This is a genomic window from Paramesorhizobium deserti, assembly GCF_001558695.1.
GTDB classification, from domain to species: Bacteria; Pseudomonadota; Alphaproteobacteria; order Rhizobiales; family Rhizobiaceae; genus Paramesorhizobium; species Paramesorhizobium deserti.
In genome coordinates this window covers 69,949-90,755 of record NZ_LNTU01000037.1, presented here as the reverse complement: position 1 = coordinate 90,755, position 20,807 = coordinate 69,949, and the positions used below count along the sequence as shown (strand labels likewise).

At 59.7% G+C, this 20,807-nt stretch carries 17 protein-coding genes and 1 pseudogene; 9 read left to right on the top strand and 9 right to left on the bottom strand.

Going from position 1 to position 20,807, the window contains the following annotated elements; translation table 11 throughout:
• Positions 1 to 94: 94 nt before the first annotated feature.
• From ATN84_RS19240 to ATN84_RS19225, 4 genes are all read right to left on the bottom strand, one after another.
• Positions 95 to 1,135 carry a LacI family DNA-binding transcriptional regulator gene (locus tag ATN84_RS19240; RefSeq protein WP_244491136.1) on the bottom strand — a complete coding sequence of 347 codons (1,041 nt, stop codon included), beginning with the start codon at positions 1,133 to 1,135 and terminating at the stop codon, positions 95 to 97.
• Between the two features lie 118 nt (positions 1,136 to 1,253).
• A complete protein-coding gene (locus ATN84_RS19235; protein WP_068883732.1) occupies positions 1,254 to 2,753 on the bottom strand; it encodes a tripartite tricarboxylate transporter permease in 1,500 nt (499 codons plus the stop codon).
• Between the two features lie 32 nt (positions 2,754 to 2,785).
• Complete coding sequence (locus ATN84_RS19230; protein WP_068883730.1) at positions 2,786 to 3,211, bottom strand: tripartite tricarboxylate transporter TctB family protein; 426 nt, start codon at positions 3,209 to 3,211, stop codon at positions 2,786 to 2,788.
• 90 nt (positions 3,212 to 3,301) lie between these two features.
• Positions 3,302 to 4,339 (bottom strand): type 2 periplasmic-binding domain-containing protein, encoded by a 1,038-nt coding sequence (locus tag ATN84_RS19225; protein ID WP_068883728.1) that lies wholly within the window; start codon positions 4,337 to 4,339, stop codon positions 3,302 to 3,304.
• A 353-nt stretch (positions 4,340 to 4,692) separates the two neighbouring features.
• Between ATN84_RS19225 and araD the strand changes: the two genes are divergently transcribed.
• The 4 genes from araD to ATN84_RS19205 all read left to right on the top strand — a co-directional run bounded on the left by araD (position 4,693) and on the right by ATN84_RS19205 (position 9,266).
• Positions 4,693 to 6,435: an L-arabinonate dehydratase gene (gene araD / locus ATN84_RS19220; protein WP_068883726.1), complete on the top strand. Its 1,743-nt coding sequence runs from the start codon at positions 4,693 to 4,695 to the stop codon at positions 6,433 to 6,435.
• A 21-nt stretch (positions 6,436 to 6,456) separates the two neighbouring features.
• On the top strand, positions 6,457 to 7,167 hold the full coding sequence (locus ATN84_RS19215) for a ribonuclease activity regulator RraA (RefSeq protein WP_068883724.1): 711 nt from the start codon (positions 6,457 to 6,459) through the stop codon (positions 7,165 to 7,167).
• A gap of 27 nt (positions 7,168 to 7,194) precedes the next feature.
• A complete protein-coding gene (locus tag ATN84_RS19210; RefSeq protein WP_068883722.1) occupies positions 7,195 to 8,097 on the top strand; it encodes a dihydrodipicolinate synthase family protein in 903 nt (300 codons plus the stop codon).
• Between the two features lie 74 nt (positions 8,098 to 8,171).
• Entirely contained in the window at positions 8,172 to 9,266 is a 1,095-nt protein-coding gene (locus tag ATN84_RS19205; protein ID WP_068883720.1) for an SMP-30/gluconolactonase/LRE family protein, read from the top strand.
• 130 nt (positions 9,267 to 9,396) lie between these two features.
• On the opposite strand, the gene ATN84_RS19200 is transcribed toward ATN84_RS19205, so the two are convergent.
• A complete protein-coding gene (locus ATN84_RS19200) occupies positions 9,397 to 10,059 on the bottom strand; it encodes a GntR family transcriptional regulator (protein ID WP_068883718.1) in 663 nt (220 codons plus the stop codon).
• A gap of 76 nt (positions 10,060 to 10,135) precedes the next feature.
• On the opposite strand from ATN84_RS19200, the gene ATN84_RS19195 reads away from it, so the two are divergent.
• From ATN84_RS19195 to ATN84_RS19180, 4 genes are all read left to right on the top strand, one after another.
• Positions 10,136 to 10,756, top strand: a complete 621-nt coding sequence (locus ATN84_RS19195) for a TRAP transporter small permease (RefSeq protein WP_068883716.1) — start codon at positions 10,136 to 10,138, stop codon at positions 10,754 to 10,756.
• Positions 10,756 to 12,021: a TRAP transporter large permease gene (locus tag ATN84_RS19190; RefSeq protein WP_068883714.1), complete on the top strand. Its 1,266-nt coding sequence runs from the start codon at positions 10,756 to 10,758 to the stop codon at positions 12,019 to 12,021. Before ATN84_RS19195 ends, ATN84_RS19190 begins: the two co-directional genes overlap by 1 nt.
• 26 nt (positions 12,022 to 12,047) lie before the next feature.
• On the top strand, positions 12,048 to 13,037 hold the full coding sequence (locus ATN84_RS19185; protein WP_068883712.1) for a TRAP transporter substrate-binding protein: 990 nt from the start codon (positions 12,048 to 12,050) through the stop codon (positions 13,035 to 13,037).
• A 361-nt stretch (positions 13,038 to 13,398) separates the two neighbouring features.
• Positions 13,399 to 15,555 carry a glycoside hydrolase gene (locus ATN84_RS19180; protein ID WP_201026409.1) on the top strand — a complete coding sequence of 719 codons (2,157 nt, stop codon included), beginning with the start codon at positions 13,399 to 13,401 and terminating at the stop codon, positions 15,553 to 15,555.
• A 34-nt stretch (positions 15,556 to 15,589) separates the two neighbouring features.
• Here ATN84_RS19180 and ATN84_RS19175 read toward each other — a convergent pair whose 3' ends face one another.
• The 3 genes and pseudogenes from ATN84_RS19175 to ATN84_RS26325 form a co-directional block, all read right to left on the bottom strand.
• Entirely contained in the window at positions 15,590 to 16,552 is a 963-nt protein-coding gene (locus ATN84_RS19175) for a dihydrodipicolinate synthase family protein (protein WP_068883708.1), read from the bottom strand.
• A gap of 247 nt (positions 16,553 to 16,799) precedes the next feature.
• Positions 16,800 to 17,495: a GntR family transcriptional regulator gene (locus ATN84_RS19170; protein ID WP_068883706.1), complete on the bottom strand. Its 696-nt coding sequence runs from the start codon at positions 17,493 to 17,495 to the stop codon at positions 16,800 to 16,802.
• Positions 17,496 to 17,897: 402 nt separating this feature from the next.
• A pseudogene (locus ATN84_RS26325) lies at positions 17,898 to 18,089 on the bottom strand (transposase); the annotation flags it as partial.
• Positions 18,090 to 18,452: 363 nt separating this feature from the next.
• Between ATN84_RS26325 and ATN84_RS19155 the strand changes: the two are divergent.
• Positions 18,453 to 19,427 (top strand): MBL fold metallo-hydrolase, encoded by a 975-nt coding sequence (locus ATN84_RS19155; RefSeq protein WP_068883700.1) that lies wholly within the window; start codon positions 18,453 to 18,455, stop codon positions 19,425 to 19,427.
• A gap of 7 nt (positions 19,428 to 19,434) precedes the next feature.
• Here the strand turns inward: ATN84_RS19155 and ATN84_RS19150 are convergent, their stop codons facing one another.
• Positions 19,435 to 20,340, bottom strand: coding sequence for a LysR family transcriptional regulator (locus ATN84_RS19150; protein ID WP_068883698.1), 906 nt, complete (start codon positions 20,338 to 20,340; stop codon positions 19,435 to 19,437).
• Positions 20,341 to 20,807: the final 467 nt, after the last annotated feature.

Below are 20,807 nucleotides of genomic sequence, written 5' to 3'. Positions count from 1 at the left end.
TTCATACAGGATTTCGGCGCTGGGGTAAATCAGCGCGCGAATATCAGGCCGCAATTGAAGGTCATGCAGGAATAGGGGCTAGCTCGCTAACCCCTCAGGCGCTTTCACGCTCGATAACTTCAAAGCCGACATCCACACGCCGCGTCTCGATGGGGTTCCCCGCAATACGGGCGAGCAACGCTTCGGCGGCCCGGCGCCCCAGGAGGGAACGATCCACCCGGATCGTCGAAAGGGTGGGGAAGGTATACGCTGCAAAATCCTGATCACTGAAGCCGATGACGGCGATCTCGCCGGGGATCTTCAGGCCGCGTGCCTGCGCTTCGATCAGCGCCCCATGGGCGAGCAGGTCGGAACTGCAGGATATGGCGCCGTTGGAGAACCCTTGCTCCAGCAATTGCTTCAACCCGTCACGCCCGTTGGCAATCGACGCGGGGGTGTCGAAACAAACAACCGGCGGGCTCGAATAGCCGAGCGCCATCAGCTCCTGGGCAAAGGCGTCCTTGCGCCTGAGGGCACGCAGATCGCCGGCCGTGATGACCGCGGCGCGTGGATAACCCTTCTTCTGCACATAACGCGCCGCAGCCCGGCCCGCTTCCCAGTGCGAGAAGCCGACGCATACGTCGATCGGCGTTTCGGATTCGTCCCAGACCTCGACAACGGGCAATCCGCTGGCCAGCAGCATCCGGCGGCATTCGGCCGAATGGTGGACGCCGGTCAAAAGCATGCCTTCGGGCTGCCGGCTGAGCAGGCTCTGCACCATTGCCTGCTCATCTTCCAGCGAGAAGCCGGTCTCGGCCAGAATGACCTGGTAACCAGCATTGCGCGTGACCTCGATGAGCGGACGCAGGAAGCTGCTATAGGTCAGATTGGTGATCGACGGGATCAAGGCGGCGATGATACCGCTGCGCCGCGACGCCAGCGCGCCTGCCACCAGATTGGGCACATAGCCCGTGATCCGGATGGCCTCCTGGATACGCGCCAGTGTTTCGGGCGCCACCTTGCCCGGATGGTTCAGGGCACGGGAAACGCTGACCTGGGAAACACCGGCAAGCCGCGCAACCATTTCCATGGTTACGGGCCCGGATTTCTGTGTGCCGGTGGCCGAAGCGCCGGGCTGTTGCTGCGGTCGTCGCACTGCGGTCTATTTCCAATAAATGGCAGGGAAGGTCGTTCGCAAATGCCGCCGTCCCCGCCAACCTTTCTGGCATGAACCGCCGCCTGCCCGCAATAGGCAGCGATTCCGGGACTTTATATCATGTCTCGTCATGATGGCGTGCTCCGCTCCGGGACATCCAGACGGACAGGCCTATGGAAATCGCGATCAATACCCAGAGGACCACGGCGATCCAGCTTTTGGTGAAAAAGATCGAGACCGTCCCGAACGATTCCAGGCTTTTCAGGAAATAGATTTCCGCCGAGGGTCCAAGGATGAAACCGATGACGAAGGGCGCGATTTCAAGCCCGATATGATAGGCGAGATATCCGAACAGGCCGAAGATCAGCAGCGTCCAGACATCGAACATGATGCCGTAATTGATGGTGTAGGAACCGACCACACACATCATCAGGATGATCGGCAGCAATATGTATTTCGGCACCGTGACGATCTTGGCGATATGGCGGATCGCGAAATACATGATCGCGAACATGCAGACATTGGCGAAAAGCATTGCCACGATCATGGCATTCCAGATCTCCAGGTTATCGCCGATGAACAGCGGGCCGACCTGGATGCCCTGGAGCGTGAAGGCGCCGATCAGGATCGCCGTGGTGGCGTCTCCGGGAATGCCGAGCGAGAGAAGCGGGATCAACGCGCCCCCGGTGAGCCCGTTGTTGGAAGTTTCCGAAGCGATGATGCCTGCCGGATTGCCCTTGCCGAATGATCTCGGATTCTTGGAAAAAGCCTTGGCCTGGCTATAGGACATGATCGAAGCAGCACTTCCACCCACCCCCGGCAGCAGGCCGACAAAGGTGCCGATGGAGGCGGAACGGAAAAGGTTCTTCCATTGCCCGCTGAAGACCGACAAATGGAATTTTTTACCCTGGTCAAGCGCGATCTTCCTAGCGCCCGCGTTTTCCGGAACACCGGCCTCGGCTTCGATGAGGATGCTCGAAAGAGCGAAGACGCCAATCAGGACCGGCAGCAGTGAGAAGCCGCTGCTTAGATATGGCTCCATGAAATCGAACATCAGCCGGTATTCGCCGTTGCCACCCCTGGAGACGTCATAGGCGCCGATCAGGCTGACAAGAATACCGAGCACGCCGCTGAAGATGCCGATCAGCATGCTGCTGCTCAGCGCCGCCATGACCGTAAGCGCAAGGAAGATGATCAGGAATTTTTCGACATAGGAAAACTGGATCGCAAAATCAGCCAGGGCCGGTGCGAAAAGATAAAGGACCACAAGGCTGAACAGGCCGCCGAACAGTGATGCGAATATCGCAACCTTGAGCGCCGATTCCCCTTCGCCGCGCTGGGTCATGGGATAGCCGTCAAAGGTGGTTGCGATCGACGCGGGGGTTCCGGGGATATTGAGCAGGATCGCCGGTACAAGCCCGCCCGAAATGCCGCCGACATAAAGACCGAGCAGCAGGGCAAGTCCGTTTTCCAGCCCCAGCGAATAAGTCAGCGGCAGACAGACCGCGACGGCCATGGTCGCGGTCATGCCGGGAATGGCGCCAAAGATGATTCCGATCATGGTGCCGCAGAGGATCAGAACCAGGAAAAGCGGCGTTATCAGCGAAAGGAAATCCATGACATTTATCCGATGCGATTGTCGTGCGGCGCTCAGGGCAGGGTGAGGTTGAAGACGGTAGAAAGCATGTACCAGACCACTGTCGGGGCAATCACCGCATTGACGGCGGTGATGACGATATACCTGCGCGTGCGCTGATGCAGATAGAGCAGCGACATCAGGAATAGGAAGGGAATCGAGGCGATCAGGAAGCCATAGCCTTCATTGGGAAAAAGGTCCCCGATCTGCGGCATTGCGAGAAAATAGAGCACGGTCAGCGCGATCGTTCCAAAGAAACGCAGATGATCGATGCCCGCCGGCCAGTGGGGACCGGTCGTCAGCGCACCCCATATCGCCCGCCAGCGCGTAGCCAGGATCGCCAGCAGCAGAATGCCGAGAAGGATCGAGATAAGCGTCGGAAAGACCAGATGCGACGTCTCGAAATTGATGGAAACACGTGGGAAAGACGTGAAGTTCATGAGAATTCTGCCGTGATGTGCACACCATTCGCCTTGGCGAAACAAGAAATGAAAGGGCGCCGGCAGTGGTTGCCGGCGCCTTCGCCTCCGCTATTCGCGGATCGCTTCGATCACTTTCCTGTAGTCGTCGCGCTTCTTTTCGAGATAGGTGGTCGCCTCCTTGGAAGGCATGAAATGCGGGACGAAGAAGGCGTCCTTCATCGACTTTTCGATCGCGCCCTCGGCATAGATTTCCTTCAGGCCGGCATCGATCGCCTCGACGAGAGCCGGATCGATGTCCTTGTTGTAGATAATGAAGAAGTCCTTGTCGAAGGTGAAGTCCTTCTCGCCATCCAGCGTCACACTGGACTTGGGCGTGGCATATTGCAGGAGGGCTTCGCGGCTGGTTCCGCCGAGCCCCGCTTCATTGACCTGATCAAGGGTCTCCTGCGCCGCCGTCAGCCAGATGAAGCGCATGGCTTTCTGGTCGTCCTCGGGCAGGCGAGTGTATTGCTCGTTCGACTGGACCGATCCGTTGATCACATCGGCCTGACCGTCGAACAGGAGCTGGTCCTTGTCTGCCTGGGAGCCGGTATTGACGGGGACGAGGTTCTTTTCGCTGCCGGGCTTCTTGATCTTGGCTGCGTTCTTCAACGCCGAGAATCCGATTTCCGACACACCACCGGGCTGAATGGCGACGCGGACGCGTGTGCCTTCAGCCGCTGCGTCGAGAACGTCGGAGATCGACTGATAAGGCGACTTCTTCGGCACGAGATAGGCATTGCCGGGATTGATCGTCAGGGTAGGGCCGATCTTGTAGGTCGCGAAGATGTCCTCATACCCTTTGACGCCGTAGAGATGCCCCAGATACGACTGATCGTGATGGATCATGATCGTCGTGCCGCGCCGGTCGCGCGCAATCGCCTTGAATGCCTCGGTTGGGCCGACGGCATCCACCTTGGCATTGATGCCAAAGTGCTTTGATATGGCATCGGCGACGAAGGACGCCGCCTGATAGGTGTCGCCGCCGGTCGAGGTCGAGCCGATAACCACGCGGAGATTCTTCGGCAGGTCCTGTGCGAGACCGCTCGTGGCCGTCACAAGCGCGAGGCCGGCCGCGAGACCGAGTTTGGTGAACAATCCTGTCATGTCTTCCCTCCCAGAATTTGTTGATTGAAGGCTCTTTCCGGAGCCGGTTCCTTGATCACGGCCGGGCTCCTCCCCAGCTCGCTGCGAATGGCGGCCATGTCGGCGCATTAATGGAAGGCAGCGTCCGTCGAGCTTCCGTTATGTATGCGCATACATAAGCTGTTTGCACACCTCGGAAGGACATGTCAAGGCGATTTACCGTCAAAACATTGGAGATAATGATTGGAAAAAATTCATTCTCCCATTTATTTGGACAGGGTTGATCTTAATAATGAAAGCGCATACACAAACCGCTGCCGATGAGGAAAGCTCTGGCTTGAGGTGCTGTAGGTACGAATAGGGAGGCTGAATGAATGAGTAAAACGCAGGGAAAAAACCCTCGTGATCTGCGGAGCGCGCGCTGGTTTGCTCCCGACGATTTGCGCAGTTTCGGCCACCGGTCGCGCCTGATGCAGATGGGCCTCGGGCAAGAGGACTGGGAGGGAAAACCCTTCATCGGCATTCTCAATACCTGGTCGGAACTCAACCCTTGCCACGCGCATTTCCGCCATCGCGCCGAGGATGTGAAGCGCGGCGTATTGCAGGCAGGCGGCATTCCGGTCGAACTGCCGGTGATCTCGGTCGATGAGAGTTTCACCAAGCCGACATCGATGCTCTACCGCAACCTCCTGGCCATGGAAGCCGAGGAGCAGATTCGTTCGCACCCGCTCGACGGCGTCGTACTGATGGGCGGCTGCGACAAGAGCACGCCCGGCCTGGTCATGGGTGCGCTTTCGGCTGGCGTGCCGATGATCTATCTGCCGGCGGGGCCGATGTTGCGCGGCAATTATGCCGGCAAGATTCTCGGCTCCGGTTCGGATGCATGGAAATACTGGGACGAGCGGCGCGCGGGCAACATCACTGACGCGCAATGGCATGGCATCGAGACCGGGATTGCCCGCTCCTACGGCACCTGCATGACAATGGGAACGGCTTCCACCATGACGGCGATCGCCGAGGCGATGGGGCTTTGCCTGCCAGGTGCGTCATCCATCCCGGCAGCCGATTCGAACCACATCCGCATGTCGGCGGCCTGCGGGCGCCGTATCGTGGAGATGGTGTGGGAGGATCTGACGCCCGATAAGATCGTCACCGACGCTTCGATCCGCAACGCGGCGATCGTGGCGATGGCGACGGGCTGCTCGACAAACGCGGTGGTGCATCTCCTGGCGATGGCGCGACGCGGCAAGGTGGCGCTCGATCTTGAGGATCTCGACGCGCTCGGCCGCGTCACGCCGCTCATCGCCAACGTCCGTCCGTCCGGCAAGGACTATCTCATGGAGGACTTCTACTATGCCGGCGGCTTGCGTGCCCTGATGAGCAGGCTTTCCGATCGGCTGGACCTCGGCGTGATCACGGTGACGGGCAGGACGCTGGGCGAGACGCTGGAAGGCGCCGAGATCTACAATGACGACGTGATCCGCCCGCTTTCCAATCCCGTTTATCATGAAGGGTCGCTTGCGGTGCTGCGCGGCAATCTCTGCCCCGATGGCGCGGTGATCAAGCCGGCCGCCTGTGACCAGCGGTTCCAGTATCATGAGGGGCCGGCGCTGGTCTTTGACAGCTATCCGGAAATGAAAGCCGCGGTGGACGACGAAAACCTCGACGTTACGCCAGATCATGTCCTGGTGCTGCGCAATGCCGGGCCGCTGGGCGGTCCGGGCTTCCCCGAATGGGGCATGCTGCCCATCCCCAAGGCGCTCATCAAGCAGGGCCATCGCGACATGCTGCGGATTTCCGATGCCCGCATGTCCGGCACCTCCTATGGCGCCTGCGTCCTGCATGTGGCGCCGGAATCCCACATCGGCGGCCCGCTCGCCCTGCTGCGTACCGGCGATATCGTGCGGCTCGATATTCCGGGCCGGCGGCTCGACATGCTGGTGGACGAGGCCGAACTGGAGGCCCGCCGCGCCGCATGGGTCGCTCCCAAGCCGCCATATGAGCGCGGATATGGCTGGATGTTCTCCCGTCACGTTACGCAGGCGGACAAGGGCTGCGATTTCGATTTCCTCACCGCCGCCTTCGGTCCGGCCGCGGGCGAACCGGACATTTATTGAGACGCCACAGGAGCAGAAGCAATGAACCCCGATACGCATGCCAAGCTGATGACCGTCTCGACGGCCACCCTTTGCACCGCGCTGTTCAAGCGCGGGCTCAGAAACCAGTTCATTCAGGATGTCCGTCCGGTGAAGCCGAAGGGACGTAATATGGTCGGCCCCGCATTCACCCTTCGCTATATTCCCGCCCGTGAGGATTTGAACCAGCTCGAGGTGTTCCGTAATCCCGAGCATCCGCAACGCGCCGGCGTGGAACAATGCCCTCCAGGCGCGGTCCTGGTGATGGATAGCCGCAAGGATGCGCGCGCGGCCTCGGCAGGTGGCATTCTTCTTACGCGGCTGATGGTTCGCGGCGTCGCCGGCGTCGTGACCGATGGCGGCTTTCGCGATAGCCCTGAGATCGCCGAAATGGCGATGCCCGCCTATCACACGCGCCAATCAGCGCCGACAAACCTCACCCTGCATCAGGCCATCGATCTCAATGTTCCGATCGGCTGCGGCGATGTCCCGGTTTTTCCGGGGGACATCGTCGTAGGTGACGACGAGGGCGTCATCGTGCTGCCGGCGCATCTCGCCGACGAGATTGCGGACGAGGCGGTGGAAATGACCGCTTATGAGGATTTCGTCATGGAGGAAGTTGCCAAGGGCCGCAGCATCATCGGTCTCTACCCCGCCACCAAGGAAGAGTCGAAACAGGATTTCGCCAAATGGCGCGCCGCCAACGGGCGCTGATCGGCTGGAACAGCTTGGATATTGATTATGACAAAACTTAACGAAGCCCTTACCGGTATTTCCGGGATTCTCGTCACGCCCTATGACAGCGAGGACCGGATCGCGCCGGCCCTGCAGGGGGCGATCGTCGAGCGCGCCATCGCTGCCGGCGTCCATATACTGGTGGCCAATGGCAATACCGGCGAATTCTATGGTTTGACCATGGATGAGGCTGAGCGGATGGTCCATTCCGCCGCCGAGCACATCAATGGCCGCATACCGCTTCTGGGCGGTGTCGGGCGCAGTGTCCACGACGCCTGCCATCTGGCGAAGGTGTCGAAAAAGGCCGGTGCGGATGCCCTGATGGTGCATCAGCCGCCGGATCCGTTCTCCGCGCCGCGCGGCTTCATCGAATATGTTCGTCGCGTCGCCGATGCGGCCGAGGGCCTGCCTCTGATGCTCTATCTGCGTAATGACGCGATCGGCACCAGGGCGATCGCCGAGCTCTGCGCGATCGAAGGTGTCGCGGGCGTCAAATGGGCAACCCCTAACGTGCTCAAGCTCTCCGAGGCCATCAGTGCCACCGATCCGTCGATCATCTGGGTCGGCGGGCTCGCCGAGATATGGGCCCCACCGCTTTACGCGGTCGGCGCGCGGGGCTTCACCTCTGGCCTCATCAATGTCTGGCCGGAGCGTTCCGTCGCCATTCACGCGGCACTTGCCCGTGGCGATTACGAGGCGGCGGCATCGCTGATCGCCGGCATGAAGGTGTTCGAGGAAATCCGAGCCGAAGAGCTGAACGGCACGAATGTGACGGGCGTGAAAGCCGCGCTGAAGGCCCTTGGCCACGATTGCGGCCATGCGCGCCCGCCCTCGGCCTGGCCGCTGACGGAGGCGCAGCAGCAGCGGCTCGACGCCTTCATTACTGAACAAAAGGTGCCGCGCTTCTGAACCGGAGGGGCGGACAAGGCCTGGATTTACAGGCCAATGGATTACGTGGTGGCAAAAATGGAGGAGGAATTGCCATGGGAATGACACGTCGGAACATTCTGTCACTTGGCGGCGCGGGGCTTGTCGCCGCCGCTGCCGGTAAAGCCTGGGGGCAATCGCTTCCGGCCATATTGAACCAGCGCTATCCCGACCCTTCGGTCGAGATTCTGGACCCGAGCTTTGCCAAATACCGCATCTATTCGGCCTCGGTGGAAAAGCTTGGCACGGGCATGCGCTGGGCCGAGGGACCTGCCTATTTCCCCGAAGAGCGTTGTCTTCTCCTGTCTGATATCCCCAACAACCGGATCATGAAATATGACGAGGTGAACGATACCTTCACCGTTTTCCGCTCTCCCGCCAATTTCTCCAATGGCAATGCCAGGGACAGGGAAGGGCGGCTGATCACCTGTGAACATTCGATCACACGTCGCGTCACGCGTACGGAGAAGAACGGCTCGATCACCGTCCTCGCTGACGCGTTCGAAGGCAAGCGGCTCAATGCGCCAAATGATGTGGTCGTCAAATCGGATGGAACCATCTGGTTCACCGATCCGCTTTTCGGCATCAACGGCTATTATGAGGGCGAAAAGGAAACGCCCGAGCAGTCGACGACGAACGTCTACCGCATCGATAGCGACGGCAAGCTGACCGCAATCATCACCGATCTCGTGAACCCGAACGGGCTCGCCTTCTCGCCGGATGAAAAGAAGCTCTACGTAGTGGAGTGGAAGGGCACCCCCAACCGCAGCATCTGGAGCTATGACGTCGGCGCGGACGGCACGGTATCCAACAAGGCCAAGCTGGTCGATGCCGCCGATTTCGGTGCGCTTGACGGCTTCCGGGTGGATCGCGACGGCAATCTGTGGTGCGGCTATGGCAGCAACGGCGCGCTCAAGGACGAGCCTACCGGCACCGATACAGCCGGACGCAAGATCTATGAATTGAAGGGCAAGCCGGAAGACCTCGATGGGGTCATGGTCTTTAATCCCGAAGGCAAGCCGATCGGTTTCATCCGTCTGCCGGAGCGTTGCGCAAACCTCGCCTTTGGCGGGCCGAACGGCAACCGGCTTTATATGGCAAGCAGCCACTCCCTCTATGCGCTCTACGTCGGCGCGCAGGGCGCCGTTTGACATCACTCATCAGTCTGCCGGCGAGGTCATGTTTTCGCCGGCAGACTGCTTTATAGAGTGAAGTGATTTCCGCCGCTATATCGACGGCTCCGCTCCGATGGAGATTCATTCCATCGGAGCGGAGCCATCTTCATGGAACCTTGAGGGCGCTTACCAGATCGTCGCGGACCGCCGCGACATGCTCGGCAAGGAAACGGGCGGCGCGGTCGAAGCGGCCTGACCGGCAGAGGTGGATAAGCTCGGCGTGTTCATCCATTGCCCGTTGCATGGCGGCCATGTTGGAAAGCTGTATGCGGGTATACCGATCACTCGTCTGGAGAAGAGAGGCCACGATCTGCTGGGTGCGAGGCATGTCCGCCAGATGGTACATGGCCATATGCAGCTCCGCATTCAACCTGCCGTAGTCGTTGACGGCGTTTTCTGAAATGGCCTTGACGTAATTCTCGTGCCTGTCATTCAGACGATTGAAGTCCTCCTCGGTCAGCTTCGGAGCTGATGCCAGCAGCAGGCGCGGCTCCAGCAGGATCCGAAGCTCGAAGACATCATCGATCTCAGTGCGCGACAGGTCTGAGACCACCGCGCCCCGCTGCGGCAATATCTTGACCAGTCCTTCAGCCTCGAGCTGAAAGAGCGCCTCCCGGATCGGAATGCGGCTTACACCGAAGGATTCGGCCAGCGCATCCTGACGGAGCTGGGTCCCCGCGGCATAGCGGCCGGACAAAATCCCCTGCCTGATCTCTTCAAGCAGAGCTCCCGAAAGCGTGCGGTGTTTAAGAGATGGCTTGACCTGCATCGGTGAAAAAGAACTCCGGGGCTATTGACACCTGAAATGTATAAAATCTACGTTATAAAAAAACAAGGGAACGTGGATGCAGTCAGTATCACCTTCATCCAGATCACGGCCTTTCGCGCCCGTGCGCTTTGTCATATGCCTTTCCGAAGCAATATTCGCCTGCGAGAAAGCCGTGGTCGGCGGATTGATGGCGCTGCTGCTCACCCTCATTCTCCTGAATGTGGGGACGCGTTACGCGGGGATGCCCCTCTACTGGGTCGATGAGGCGGCCGTCTATGTGATGGTATGGCTTGCCTTTATCGGGGCTTCGGCGCTGACTAGGCTGAGGCTCGATTTCTCGGTCACGCTCCTCTCCGACAAACTCTCCCAGAACAATGCACGCCGGATGAAGGCTGCGGCCAGCTTCTTCGGCACCGTGTTCGCTTTCGCTCTTGCCGTCATGTGCTGGCGGTGGATGGATCCCGTCGGGATCGCGTCCGCCGGTTTTGACGCCAAGTCCTATGCCGGGCAGACCTTCAATTTTCTCTATACCGAAAAGACGCAGACACTGCGCTGGCCGACCTGGGCTATCAGCATGGTCATCCCGATTTTTGCCATCACCATGCTGGTCCACACGCTGGCCAATTTTCTTGAAGATCTCGGTCTTTCGCCCGCTCGTTCTCGTTCTGGCTTCACCAATGCGGAGAGCGTGAACTGATGGTCACCACCAGCGTCTTTGTGTTTTTAATGCTGATCGGCGTGCCGATCGGCTTGTGTCTCCTGCTGGTGAGCATGGCCTATATTCTCGACAGCGGGAATATGCTGCTTTTCGACAGCCTGCCGGTGCAGCTATTCGGCGGCGTCGACAATTACGGGCTTATCGCCATTCCGCTATTCGTCCTGATCGGTGAAGTGATGAACGGCGGCGGCATCACCCGCCGGATCATCGACATGACGATGGCTTTCATCGGCACCCTGCGCGGCGGTCTTGCCTATGTGAACCTGTTCGCGAACATGTTCGTCGCGTCGATCCTCGGATCCGCCACGGCACAGGTCGCGATCATGGCGCAGATGATGGTGCCAGAGATGGAGAAGAAGGGCTACGACAAGACCTTCGCGGCCGGTCTTACCGCCTATGCGGGCATGCTGGGTCCCATCATTCCGCCCTCGATCATGTTCGTCGTCTATAGCGTTCTGGCGCAGGTTCCGGTCGCCGCCATGCTCATGGCCGGACTGGTGCCCGGCATATTGCTCACCGTGCTTTTCTGCGTCGTGATCGCGTTGATGGGCTTCGTCTACGGCTATCCGAAGGGCGAAAAGATGACGATGCGAGCCCGAGTGAAGATCGTCCTCGGCGCCTTGCCGACGCTGCTCGTCCCGATCATTATCGTCGGCTCAATCCTCGCCGGCATCGCCAACCCGACCGAGGCGGCCGCCGTGGGCGTGGTGGCGGCGTTCATCGTCGGCCGTTACTGGATCGGCGAACTCTCCTATTCGCAGCTTCCGATGATGCTGCTGCGGGCCGGCATCTATTCCGCCGTCGTTCTCTTCCTGGTTGCCGCAGCAGCCGTATTCTCCTGGGTTCTCGTCTACGGGATGGTTCCGCAGAAAGTAGCGGCATGGGTGCAGACCGTGGCGTCCGACCCGATCACCTTCATGCTCCTTGTGAACGTCATCCTGCTGGTGATCGGAACGGTCATCGACGGCGCGCCGGGGCTGATCATGACGGTGCCGATCCTGCTGCCGATCGCTACGGAGGTCTATGGAATAGACCCGATTCATTTCGGCGTCGTGGCCGTCATCAACCTCGTGCTCGGCTTTCTGTCGCCACCGGTCGGGCTTTCCTTCTTCGTCGCTTCCGCTGTCACGGGCGCGAAGCCGGGCAAGATGTTCATCGTCACGCTGCCGTTCTTTTTCGTCGCGTGCCTGCTGCTCGTCCTGCTCTCGATCTTTCCCCAGCTTTCCACCTTCTTTGCCGGGTAACCGCTAACCTTCAGAGGAAAAGAACCATGAACATAACCCGCAGAAATTTCATCAGTACCGCTTCGATGGGCGCCGCCATTCTCGGCATGCCTTCGATTGTGCGTGCTCAGGAAAAGAGAACCTTCCGGCTTGGCATCACCACCCCGCCCGGGCACCCCTGGAACAATGCGGCGCTGAAAGTCGGCGAGATGCTGAAGACCGAAACCAATGGCCGCCTCGATCTTGCGGTATTCCCCGCAAACCAGTTGGGCACCGAGGCGGTGATGATGCAGCAGATGCAGACCGGCTCGCTCGATTTCGGTTGGATCATGACGGCGGAACTTGGCTCCCGGATTCCCTCGATCGCGGCTATCAACGCCCCATGGGTCGTCGATTCCACGGCCAAGGTGGCCAAGCTCGTTCGCGATCCGATCGCCATGAGCCTGCTCGATGTTCTTCCTGCGGAAACAGGTACGATTGGACTTGCATGGGGCATCACCACCATGCGCGTCGTCTTCACCGCAAAGGAAATCGGCGGGCTCGATGATCTCAACGGTATGAAGCTGCGCATCAACACGACGCCGGCCTATAAGGATTTCTATGAACTCCTGGGTGCCGCGCCGACGCCGATCCCAACCCCGGCCGTCTTCGATGCCATGTCCAACGGACAGGTGGACGGGCTCGAGGCCGATCTCGATTTCTCCTGGAACCAGCGCTTCGACAAAGTATCGAAGACGATGCTGAAAATGAACGCGATTTTCATGCCATGCGTCGCACTGGCCTCCGGACGTGTGTGGCAGGGGCTGCCCGAGGCGGATCGCGAGCTCGTCACGCGGCTGACGAAGGTCGCGCTCGACGAGCAGATCGATGCGACGGTTGCCGACGAGCCCAAGCGGCTCAAGGAGTTCGGCAAGGTGATCACGATCAAGGATGTCGAGGTCGCCGATGCCGGTAAGATCATCGCTGAATACGACAAGATCTGGCTGCCGAAAGCTCCGGTGCTGGCAGATCTGAGAAAGGTCGGCGCTACCCTTTGATGGCAGAACACGAGGAATTCAAAACCTGCGCCGGGAGTGAACCAAGGGTGTGGCGGCTGGTTGCGGATATCTTCTGTTTTTCGGTGGAAGGCGAGTGTTCGCCTTCCGACTTGGCGCGCCCGAGGCTGGATCGGGCGCGCTCGATCAGCAAATCTCGTTCCAGTTATGTAATGGCATTCACAAGAGCGGGAGGCGGATCACACCATCGCCACAAACCTATTGGAATAGGGGGCGATATTCACGGACGGAGGTAATATTGCGCCTCGCTCACACACCGATAGCTGGCTTATGGATGCTCTTGCTTGCCAGCTTTCCCGTTCATGCCGCCGTTACGTTGCAAAACGAAAAATGGTCTGTAACGTTGGAACCGGAGACCCTCGCCATCATGGCGCAGCCGGCCGGCACGTCGGCTGTCGATGTTTCGGTGGGCGGTCCGCTCCACTCCGTCGCGGGGCTGGAGGCCGATCCGGACCATGCAAGCTGGCGCTGGGACGACGGCGCCTACACGATTTCGCTTCATCTGAATGGCGACGATCTCTCTCTTTCAATCGCAGCAAAGCAGGCCGGCAGCCTGCCGATCCTGCACCAGCCAGCCACGGCCATGGGCAAGGGGCTGATCTTTCCACTCGCCGAGGGCTCCTACATTCCTGCCGATGACAGGATCTGGCGGGATTTCCTGCTCGACCACATGTCGGAGTTCAACACGTCGCAGGATATCAGTCTTCCGCTATGGGGGTTGGATCATGGGACATTCTCGCTGTCCTGGTTATTGACCAACCCGCTCAACAACGCAGCAAGATTCATGCTCGATGGAGACGGGCTTGCGCTTTTGCTGGATCATGATTTCACGACGCTCGACCCCGGCTCGCCGATGACGATGATCCTCCATTTGGGGGATTCCAATCCGTTGGCCGGGGCGCAGCGTTATCGCGCCTGGCTGATCACGGAAGGCAAATATCAAACGCTCAAGGACAAGATCGCGGTTGAACCGCAAGCCGCGAAGCTGATCGGCGCCCCCCATACCTATCTCTGGGACGGAGGGCTTCTGTCGACGGGCGACGTAAAGGACTGGCAAAGGCTTCTTTCGACTTTGACGGGCGAGGACAGGCTGGCCGCTGATCTGCGCGGCAACTTCGATGCAGAAGCTCGCGCGACGCTGAATGAGGCAAAAGGCAAACCCGACCATTACCAACAGCGCGTGCTCGTGCGCGCATTCAACGACGCTCTGGACGCGCTGGCGCGGAAGAGCTGGCAGACGGCTGCGCCCGATATGGAACTTCTGGCCCGGCGATATGGCGAATTGAGGAGCGAGGTTGTCGAAGCATTCGGTGATGCGCTCGACCCTGATCCCGCCCGTTGGGGCGGCGGCATTTCCATCTCGACGATCAAAAAGTTCCAGGACGCGGGTTTGAAGCACCTGTGGGTCGGTCTCGGAGAGGGATGGGAGGGTGGCCTGTGGCACCCAGAAGCCGTCAGAGCCGGCGTTGATGCCGGTTATCTTGTGGCGCCATACGATTCATATGACACGGCCCTGAAACAGGGGGACAATCCAAGCTGGACGGCCGCCCATCTGGGAGATGCCGCCTATCGCGATTGCGCAATCACGCACAAGGACGGTTCGCTTCAAGCAGGCTTCCAGAAGCGTGGCCATTATACGCGGCCAGATTGCGTCCGCCCGCTGATGGAAGAGCGAATGTGGTCGATCCTGTCGGTCGTCCCTTTCAACAGCTGGTTTCTCGACGTCTATGCAACAGGGATGGTCTTCGACAGCTATCCGCCGGGACGGCCGATGTCACAGGCCGAGAACGTGGCAGGCAACGTAGCGAGCATGCGGTGGATCAGCGAGACGCTGAAGCTGCCGCTCGGCTCTGAGGACGGCAATGCCACGACCGCGGAGGGCGTTCTCTTCGCCCACGGCATGCAGACGCCGGTTATCGGCTGGGGCGACAAGGACATGCAGAAGGACAAGTCTTCGCCTTATCATCTCGGGATCTGGTATCCGGAGGAGCAGCCGCAGATATTCTTCAAGGAAGTGCCGGTGAAGGAACCCTACCGCACAGTCCATTTCGATCCAAGAACACGGCTACCGCTCTATCAGGCCGTATTCCATGGTTCGATCATCACCACGCATCACTGGCTGTTCGACAGCCTGAAGCTGACGAATGTCCGCGCCGAAAACGAGCTCACTCAGCTTCTGTACAATGTTGCGCCGCTCTATAATCTCAGCCTTGATACGCTGGATAACCGTTTGTCGGACATCAAGCGTCAGGATTCCTTCTTTCGCCCCTTGCACCAGCGTCTCGCCACTCAACCCCTGGTCGACTTCCGCTGGCTCACGAAAGACCGGCTCGTCCAGCAGACCACATTCGAAGACCGCACGAGACTGATCGCCAATTTCAGCCGAAAACCCTATCGGCATCACGGCATCGTGTTGCAGGCGCGGTCCATAGCAGCCTATCCGGCTGGTGGGGAAAAGCCCGCTATCTATGAGGTGGACGCACCGAAGAAACATCCCTGATGGCGGCAGCCTTTGTGCCAGCTGTTCCTTCCCCTCACGCCGCGAGCTTATATTCCGCCTGAAGCGACCTGCTCCACCGGGCGTACCATTCGTTGAACAGCGCGAACTGCTGCTCGACATAGCCGCGCTGGCTCTCGCTCAGTTCATCCGTCTCGTTGAAATGCAGCGTGTATTCCTTGTCGCCCTTCAGCACCATCATGTGTTTGAAATAGAGGACCAGATCCGGCCCTTCGTCAAAGGACGAGAGCACTCCGAGCGCCGCTTCAAGCTCGAGCGCCAGGCGGCGGGCTTCGAAATCGCCTTGCGCGGCGGCCGTGGAAAGAGCGCAGAGATGCAGGACTTCCTTCGGCAGCACATTGCCGATGCCGGTGATGGCGCCGGTCGCGCCGCAATTGACGAATCCATGGAAAACGGCCGTATCGACGCCGACCATCAGGGTAACCTCGTCATCCCGACTGGTGATGTTCTCGGCGGCGTAGCGCATGTCGTCCGGACCACCGAACTCCTTGAAGCCGACGAGGTTCGCATGCTCCGCCCGTAGCGCGAAGAACAGATCCGCGCGGGTTGCGAAGCCGTAATAGGGGCTGTTGTAGATCACGGCCGGCAGATCGGGTGCTGCCGACAGGATCGCCTTGAAATGGGCCTTCTGGGCGGAGATGACCGAGCCCCGCGACAGGACGCGGGGAATGACCATCAATCCCTTGGCGCCCACTTTCTGGGCATGCGCCGCATGGGCCACCGCCTGCCTGGTATTGACGGCTCCGGTCCCGACGATCACTGGGATGCCGGCCTTCACCAGCCGCTCCACGCCTTCCATGCGCTCATCGTCCGTCAGAAGCGGCCAGTCGCCCATCGATCCGCAATAGACAACGGCGGACATTCCGGCCGCGATCAGTTCTTTCGCCTTTCGGACGAGAGCGTCGTAGTCGGGTGCGCGGTCCTCCTTGCAGGGCGTCATCAGGGCAGGGATGCAGCCGGAGAAGATTTGGGAAGCCATCGAAGATCTCCATCTAGAGCATTTCCAGGAAAACTGTGGAACGGTTTTGCCGGGGGAAAGCAGGCCTGCTTTTCCCGCGGAAATGCGACAAAACAAACACTTGGAGCGGTTCCGCCGATTCCATCAAAACAGGAACCGCTCCAAGCAGGTTGCAACGGGCCGGAGTTTCCTCCGTCATTCCGGTTCAGATTACATCATGTATAATTTTTGTCGACAAAATAGTGAGCGCGTTCGAAAGATTCCTCTCTCACAAGGGAATATTGGCGGTAGCGCCCCGTGAAATCATGCTCTGGATCTGGCTGACGATCTGATCGGCATGGGCCTTGGCGAGGCGATCGCAGGCATTGATGTCTCGCGCCTCGATGGCTGCGATCATCTGCTCGTGCTCACCGACATAGCGTTTCGGCAACTGATCGTTGAAAGACGAATAATAGAGCCGGAGAATGCGCTGATCCTCGTCGAGAAGACGACAGAAGAGGCCGGTGAAATAGGAGTTTCGTCCCGCTTCCGCGATCGCCGCATGAAACTCCCGGTTCGTGGCGATCATTGCCAGCGCGTCCTGGCGTTCTACCGCCCGGGCAAAGTCCTCCTGTCTCGAACGGATGATCTCGAGGTCCGCGGATGTGTGATACTCGCCCGCCAGTCGTGTCGTCACGCGGTACATGAGGGTGAGCGCGTCGAAGAATGTGTGGAGGTTGAAGAAATCGATATTGGCGACGACCGTCGACCGGTTTGGGAGGGGAGTGACCAATCCTTCGCCGGCCAGGCGCACCAAGGCCTCCCGGATGGGCGTTCGCGACATCGACAGCCGCTCGGCTAACTGATTTTCATCGATCGGGCTTCCCGGCGGAAGCACCAGATCGAGGATTTCTTCCCGCAGGATGTCATAGACATATTGAGCGCCTGATCCGCGTTTTCGTTCCCTCGTCGGCTTGTCCGTCATGGCATCCCTTTTATCGCGCACCTGATCCCGTGTCGTCAGGACTTCATAGCATCTGCTGGCGGGCGCGGGATATATGCGTGTGCGTGAGCGTGTCGATCCGTACGCCAGCTACGGATCAGAAGATCATCGCCAGACGATCAGCCTGTGTCTGATGAGGAACACCATCATGCGGGCTGACATGTAGTGACGCTTGGATGCAGAAGGATAAAGGCTATGCCGGAGCGGTTCCCGTGGTGTGGAAGCCGCTCCGGACATGATCATGCAGCGCACCGCTTCACCACCTCACCCTGAGGCCGACATTGCCAGAGATGACATTGCTGTCAGTGAAATTATCGATTGAGGTTTTGGCGCGGGCTTGGCCGTAGATTGAGAATTTTTCGTTATTTCGGTTGTAGGAGCCGCGACGCGGGTGCGCCGGCGGATTTCCTTCATGATCCGCACCAGCGGATTGTTAGTTCTAATCTTGAGCCAATCGCTGTCGGGGAAGGCGTAAAAGGTCAGGGTCTCATCAATATGCGACTCGATTAAATCAGCCGCTTTCCCGAGCTTCTGGCGGCGTGGAGCCTCGATGATCATCGCTGACTTCTCCTGCGCGGGATGATGTGGTGGAAACGCCCTCCATACGGATCAAGGTAGCAAATCGCCCTCTGCGGTCCCATAGAGGTTGGCGATGCCGTAGGCATGGATGCGGCGGGTCTGGCCGGTTGGGTCGTCTGCCATTGGTTCCCGTAGTTGACGGCGAGGCCCATGCGGGCGATGACGCCGTCGCCGTCATTCAGGGTGACGTTTGCGTGGAAGCGGAGCGCGTGCGCGCCCAAGAGGACTGGCATTGTATCTGTTTGCGGAACAATCCTTATCGAACCCCCGCACTAATCGCCGCATTCGCCGTGGTTTAGATCAGTCGGCGAACCCACCCCTTGCCGGAACGATGAAGGCGATTGATCGGGAGAAATGAAGATGTATACGCGTAGAAACCTGTTGCGGGGCGCCGCCGCCCTGGCTGTGCTGAGCACGGGCATGAGCGGTTTTGGCCCCGCTTTGGCAAAAGCACCGTTCCAGACATTCCAGGCGCCGGGGTTTTACCGGTTGCGGCTCGGGCGCTTCGAGGTGACGGCGCTGTCGGACGGGACGGTTCCGCTGCCGCTGCCGGAACTCTATACCAATACGACCAGCGAGCACGCCCGATCGGCTCTTGCCGCGGCGTTTCAGGAGACGCCGACGCAAACTTCGGTCAATGCCTTTCTCGTGAATGCCGGAGACCGGCTTGTCCTCATCGATGCCGGCACCGGTTCCTATCTCGGGCCGACGCTGGGCAAGCTCATGGGAAACCTCAAGGCAGCGGGCTATCAGCCTGATCAGATTGACGATATCATCCTCACCCATATTCATACCGATCATTCCGGCGGACTGAGCGCGGAGGGTGATCGCCTGTTCCGTAACGCTACTGTGCGGGTGAATGAGCGGGAGCTCGATTTCTGGCTCAAGACGCCTGTGGCGGAGAGGCCGGCCAGCGCGCCGCCGCAGCACTTTACCGAGGCGCATGAGAGCCTGCAGCCCTATCTCGACGCCGGCAGGATCGAGACGTTCGCGGACAATGGCGAAGTGCTGCCTGGCATCGGTTCCATCCTGCGGGCAGGGCATACGCCAGGGCACAGCTCGATCGTCATTGAGGATGGCGGGCGGAAGCTGGTGTTCTGGGGCGATATCACCCATGGCGACGCCCTGCAGTTCGACGAGCCCGGTGTCGCCATCGAGTTCGACGTCGACCAGAAGAAGGCGGTGGAAACGCGCGCGGTGGCGTTGGACGAGGCGGCCAGCGAGAGATACATGGTGGCGGGCGCTCATATCGCCTTTCCCGGCATCGGCCATGTGCGGCGCGACGAGACGAATTACGACTGGGTGCCGCTCAATTATTCCGCATCCGCGGGCTGACGGGCGGTCAGGCCTCCAGGTCCAGCCGGGGCAGGAGGAAATCCATGAAGGCCTTGAGCTTCGGCGGCTGCACCCGGCCGCCGGCCCTCAACGCGTATAGTCCGAATTCGGGCCCCGACCACTCCGGAAGAACCCGGACGAGCCGACCCGCGGCGACATCGGCCCTGACGAGCACGTGGTTCGACAATTGCAGCCCATCCCCGGCCAGGAGAAAGCCGTGCAATCCTTCCGGATCACCGGCGACGGCGACGGGGCGGATGGGAAATTCGCTGCGTGATCCCTCCCTGATCAGCGGCCAGGCATGGACGGGCCTGTCGAAATAGATCTGCGTGACAAGGCAGGCGTGGTTCTCCAGTTCCGACGGATGCTCGGGCTTTCCCCAGCGCTCGATATAGGATGGCGCGGCATAGATACCCATCCGCAGGCTGCCGAGCCGCCTTGCCGTGAGTGAGGAATCCGGGAGCGGTCCATCCCAGACCCGGAACGCGACATCGATATCCCTGGCGATGATGTCGGTCACTTCATGGCCGAGGAACAACTGGGGGAAGACGTCGGGATGGATCTCGCGGAATTCGCTGAGGATCGGTACCAGCGCGCGGGTGCCAAGCCAGTGCGGCGCGGTGATCTTGAGCCAGCCGCGCGGGTGTTGCTGCAGTTCGCCGACGGCATTCTCGGCGTCCTCGATATCCTTCACCAGCTTTCGGCAATGCTCGAAATAGATCGAGCCCGCTTCGGTGAGCCTGAGGCTGCGCGTCGTCCTGTTCAGAAGTTGCGCGCCGAGCCGGCGTTCGAGCTCCTGGACCTTTCTGCTGATCCTCGCCTTGGGCGTTTTCAATGCCCGGGCGGCGGCGGTGAAGCTTCCCTCCTGCACGACCTTCACGAAGGCGATGGTATCGCTGAAGTCACGCAACATGGGATGCTCCTGCAAATTCCGATCGTTTTTCTTGTTAGATTCCAGCCGTTTTGGGCGAAATCCAAGCCTTAAAACATAGGCGTATCAGGCGGATTTGCCGGTTGTCGGCTGAACACGCGCTCGCGTCAAGGCCGCTTGGCAAAAGTGAGAAGCGGGCTTCTCGCTCCCAGTCCGGTGATGAAACACCGAATCATCTCCCGATATTTCATCAAAACGGTTGTGTGCAGCCGTGCATCTGCGTCGGCCGCTGGGCTAGGCGGATATACCGAAGGAGAATTTGAAGTGATTTCAATATAAATAGAAGAATATGATATAATTCAGAATTAACGGAATAATGCATCAGTATTGACTTAAGTATTTCTTCATGATCTGCCTCTAGCTTGCTGATAAAGGTAATGGATGATGCGCGCCGGTTCTGATCTGGAGGCGTGCGGCCATTTCTGAACTGAAGATATGCTGGGCGGTGA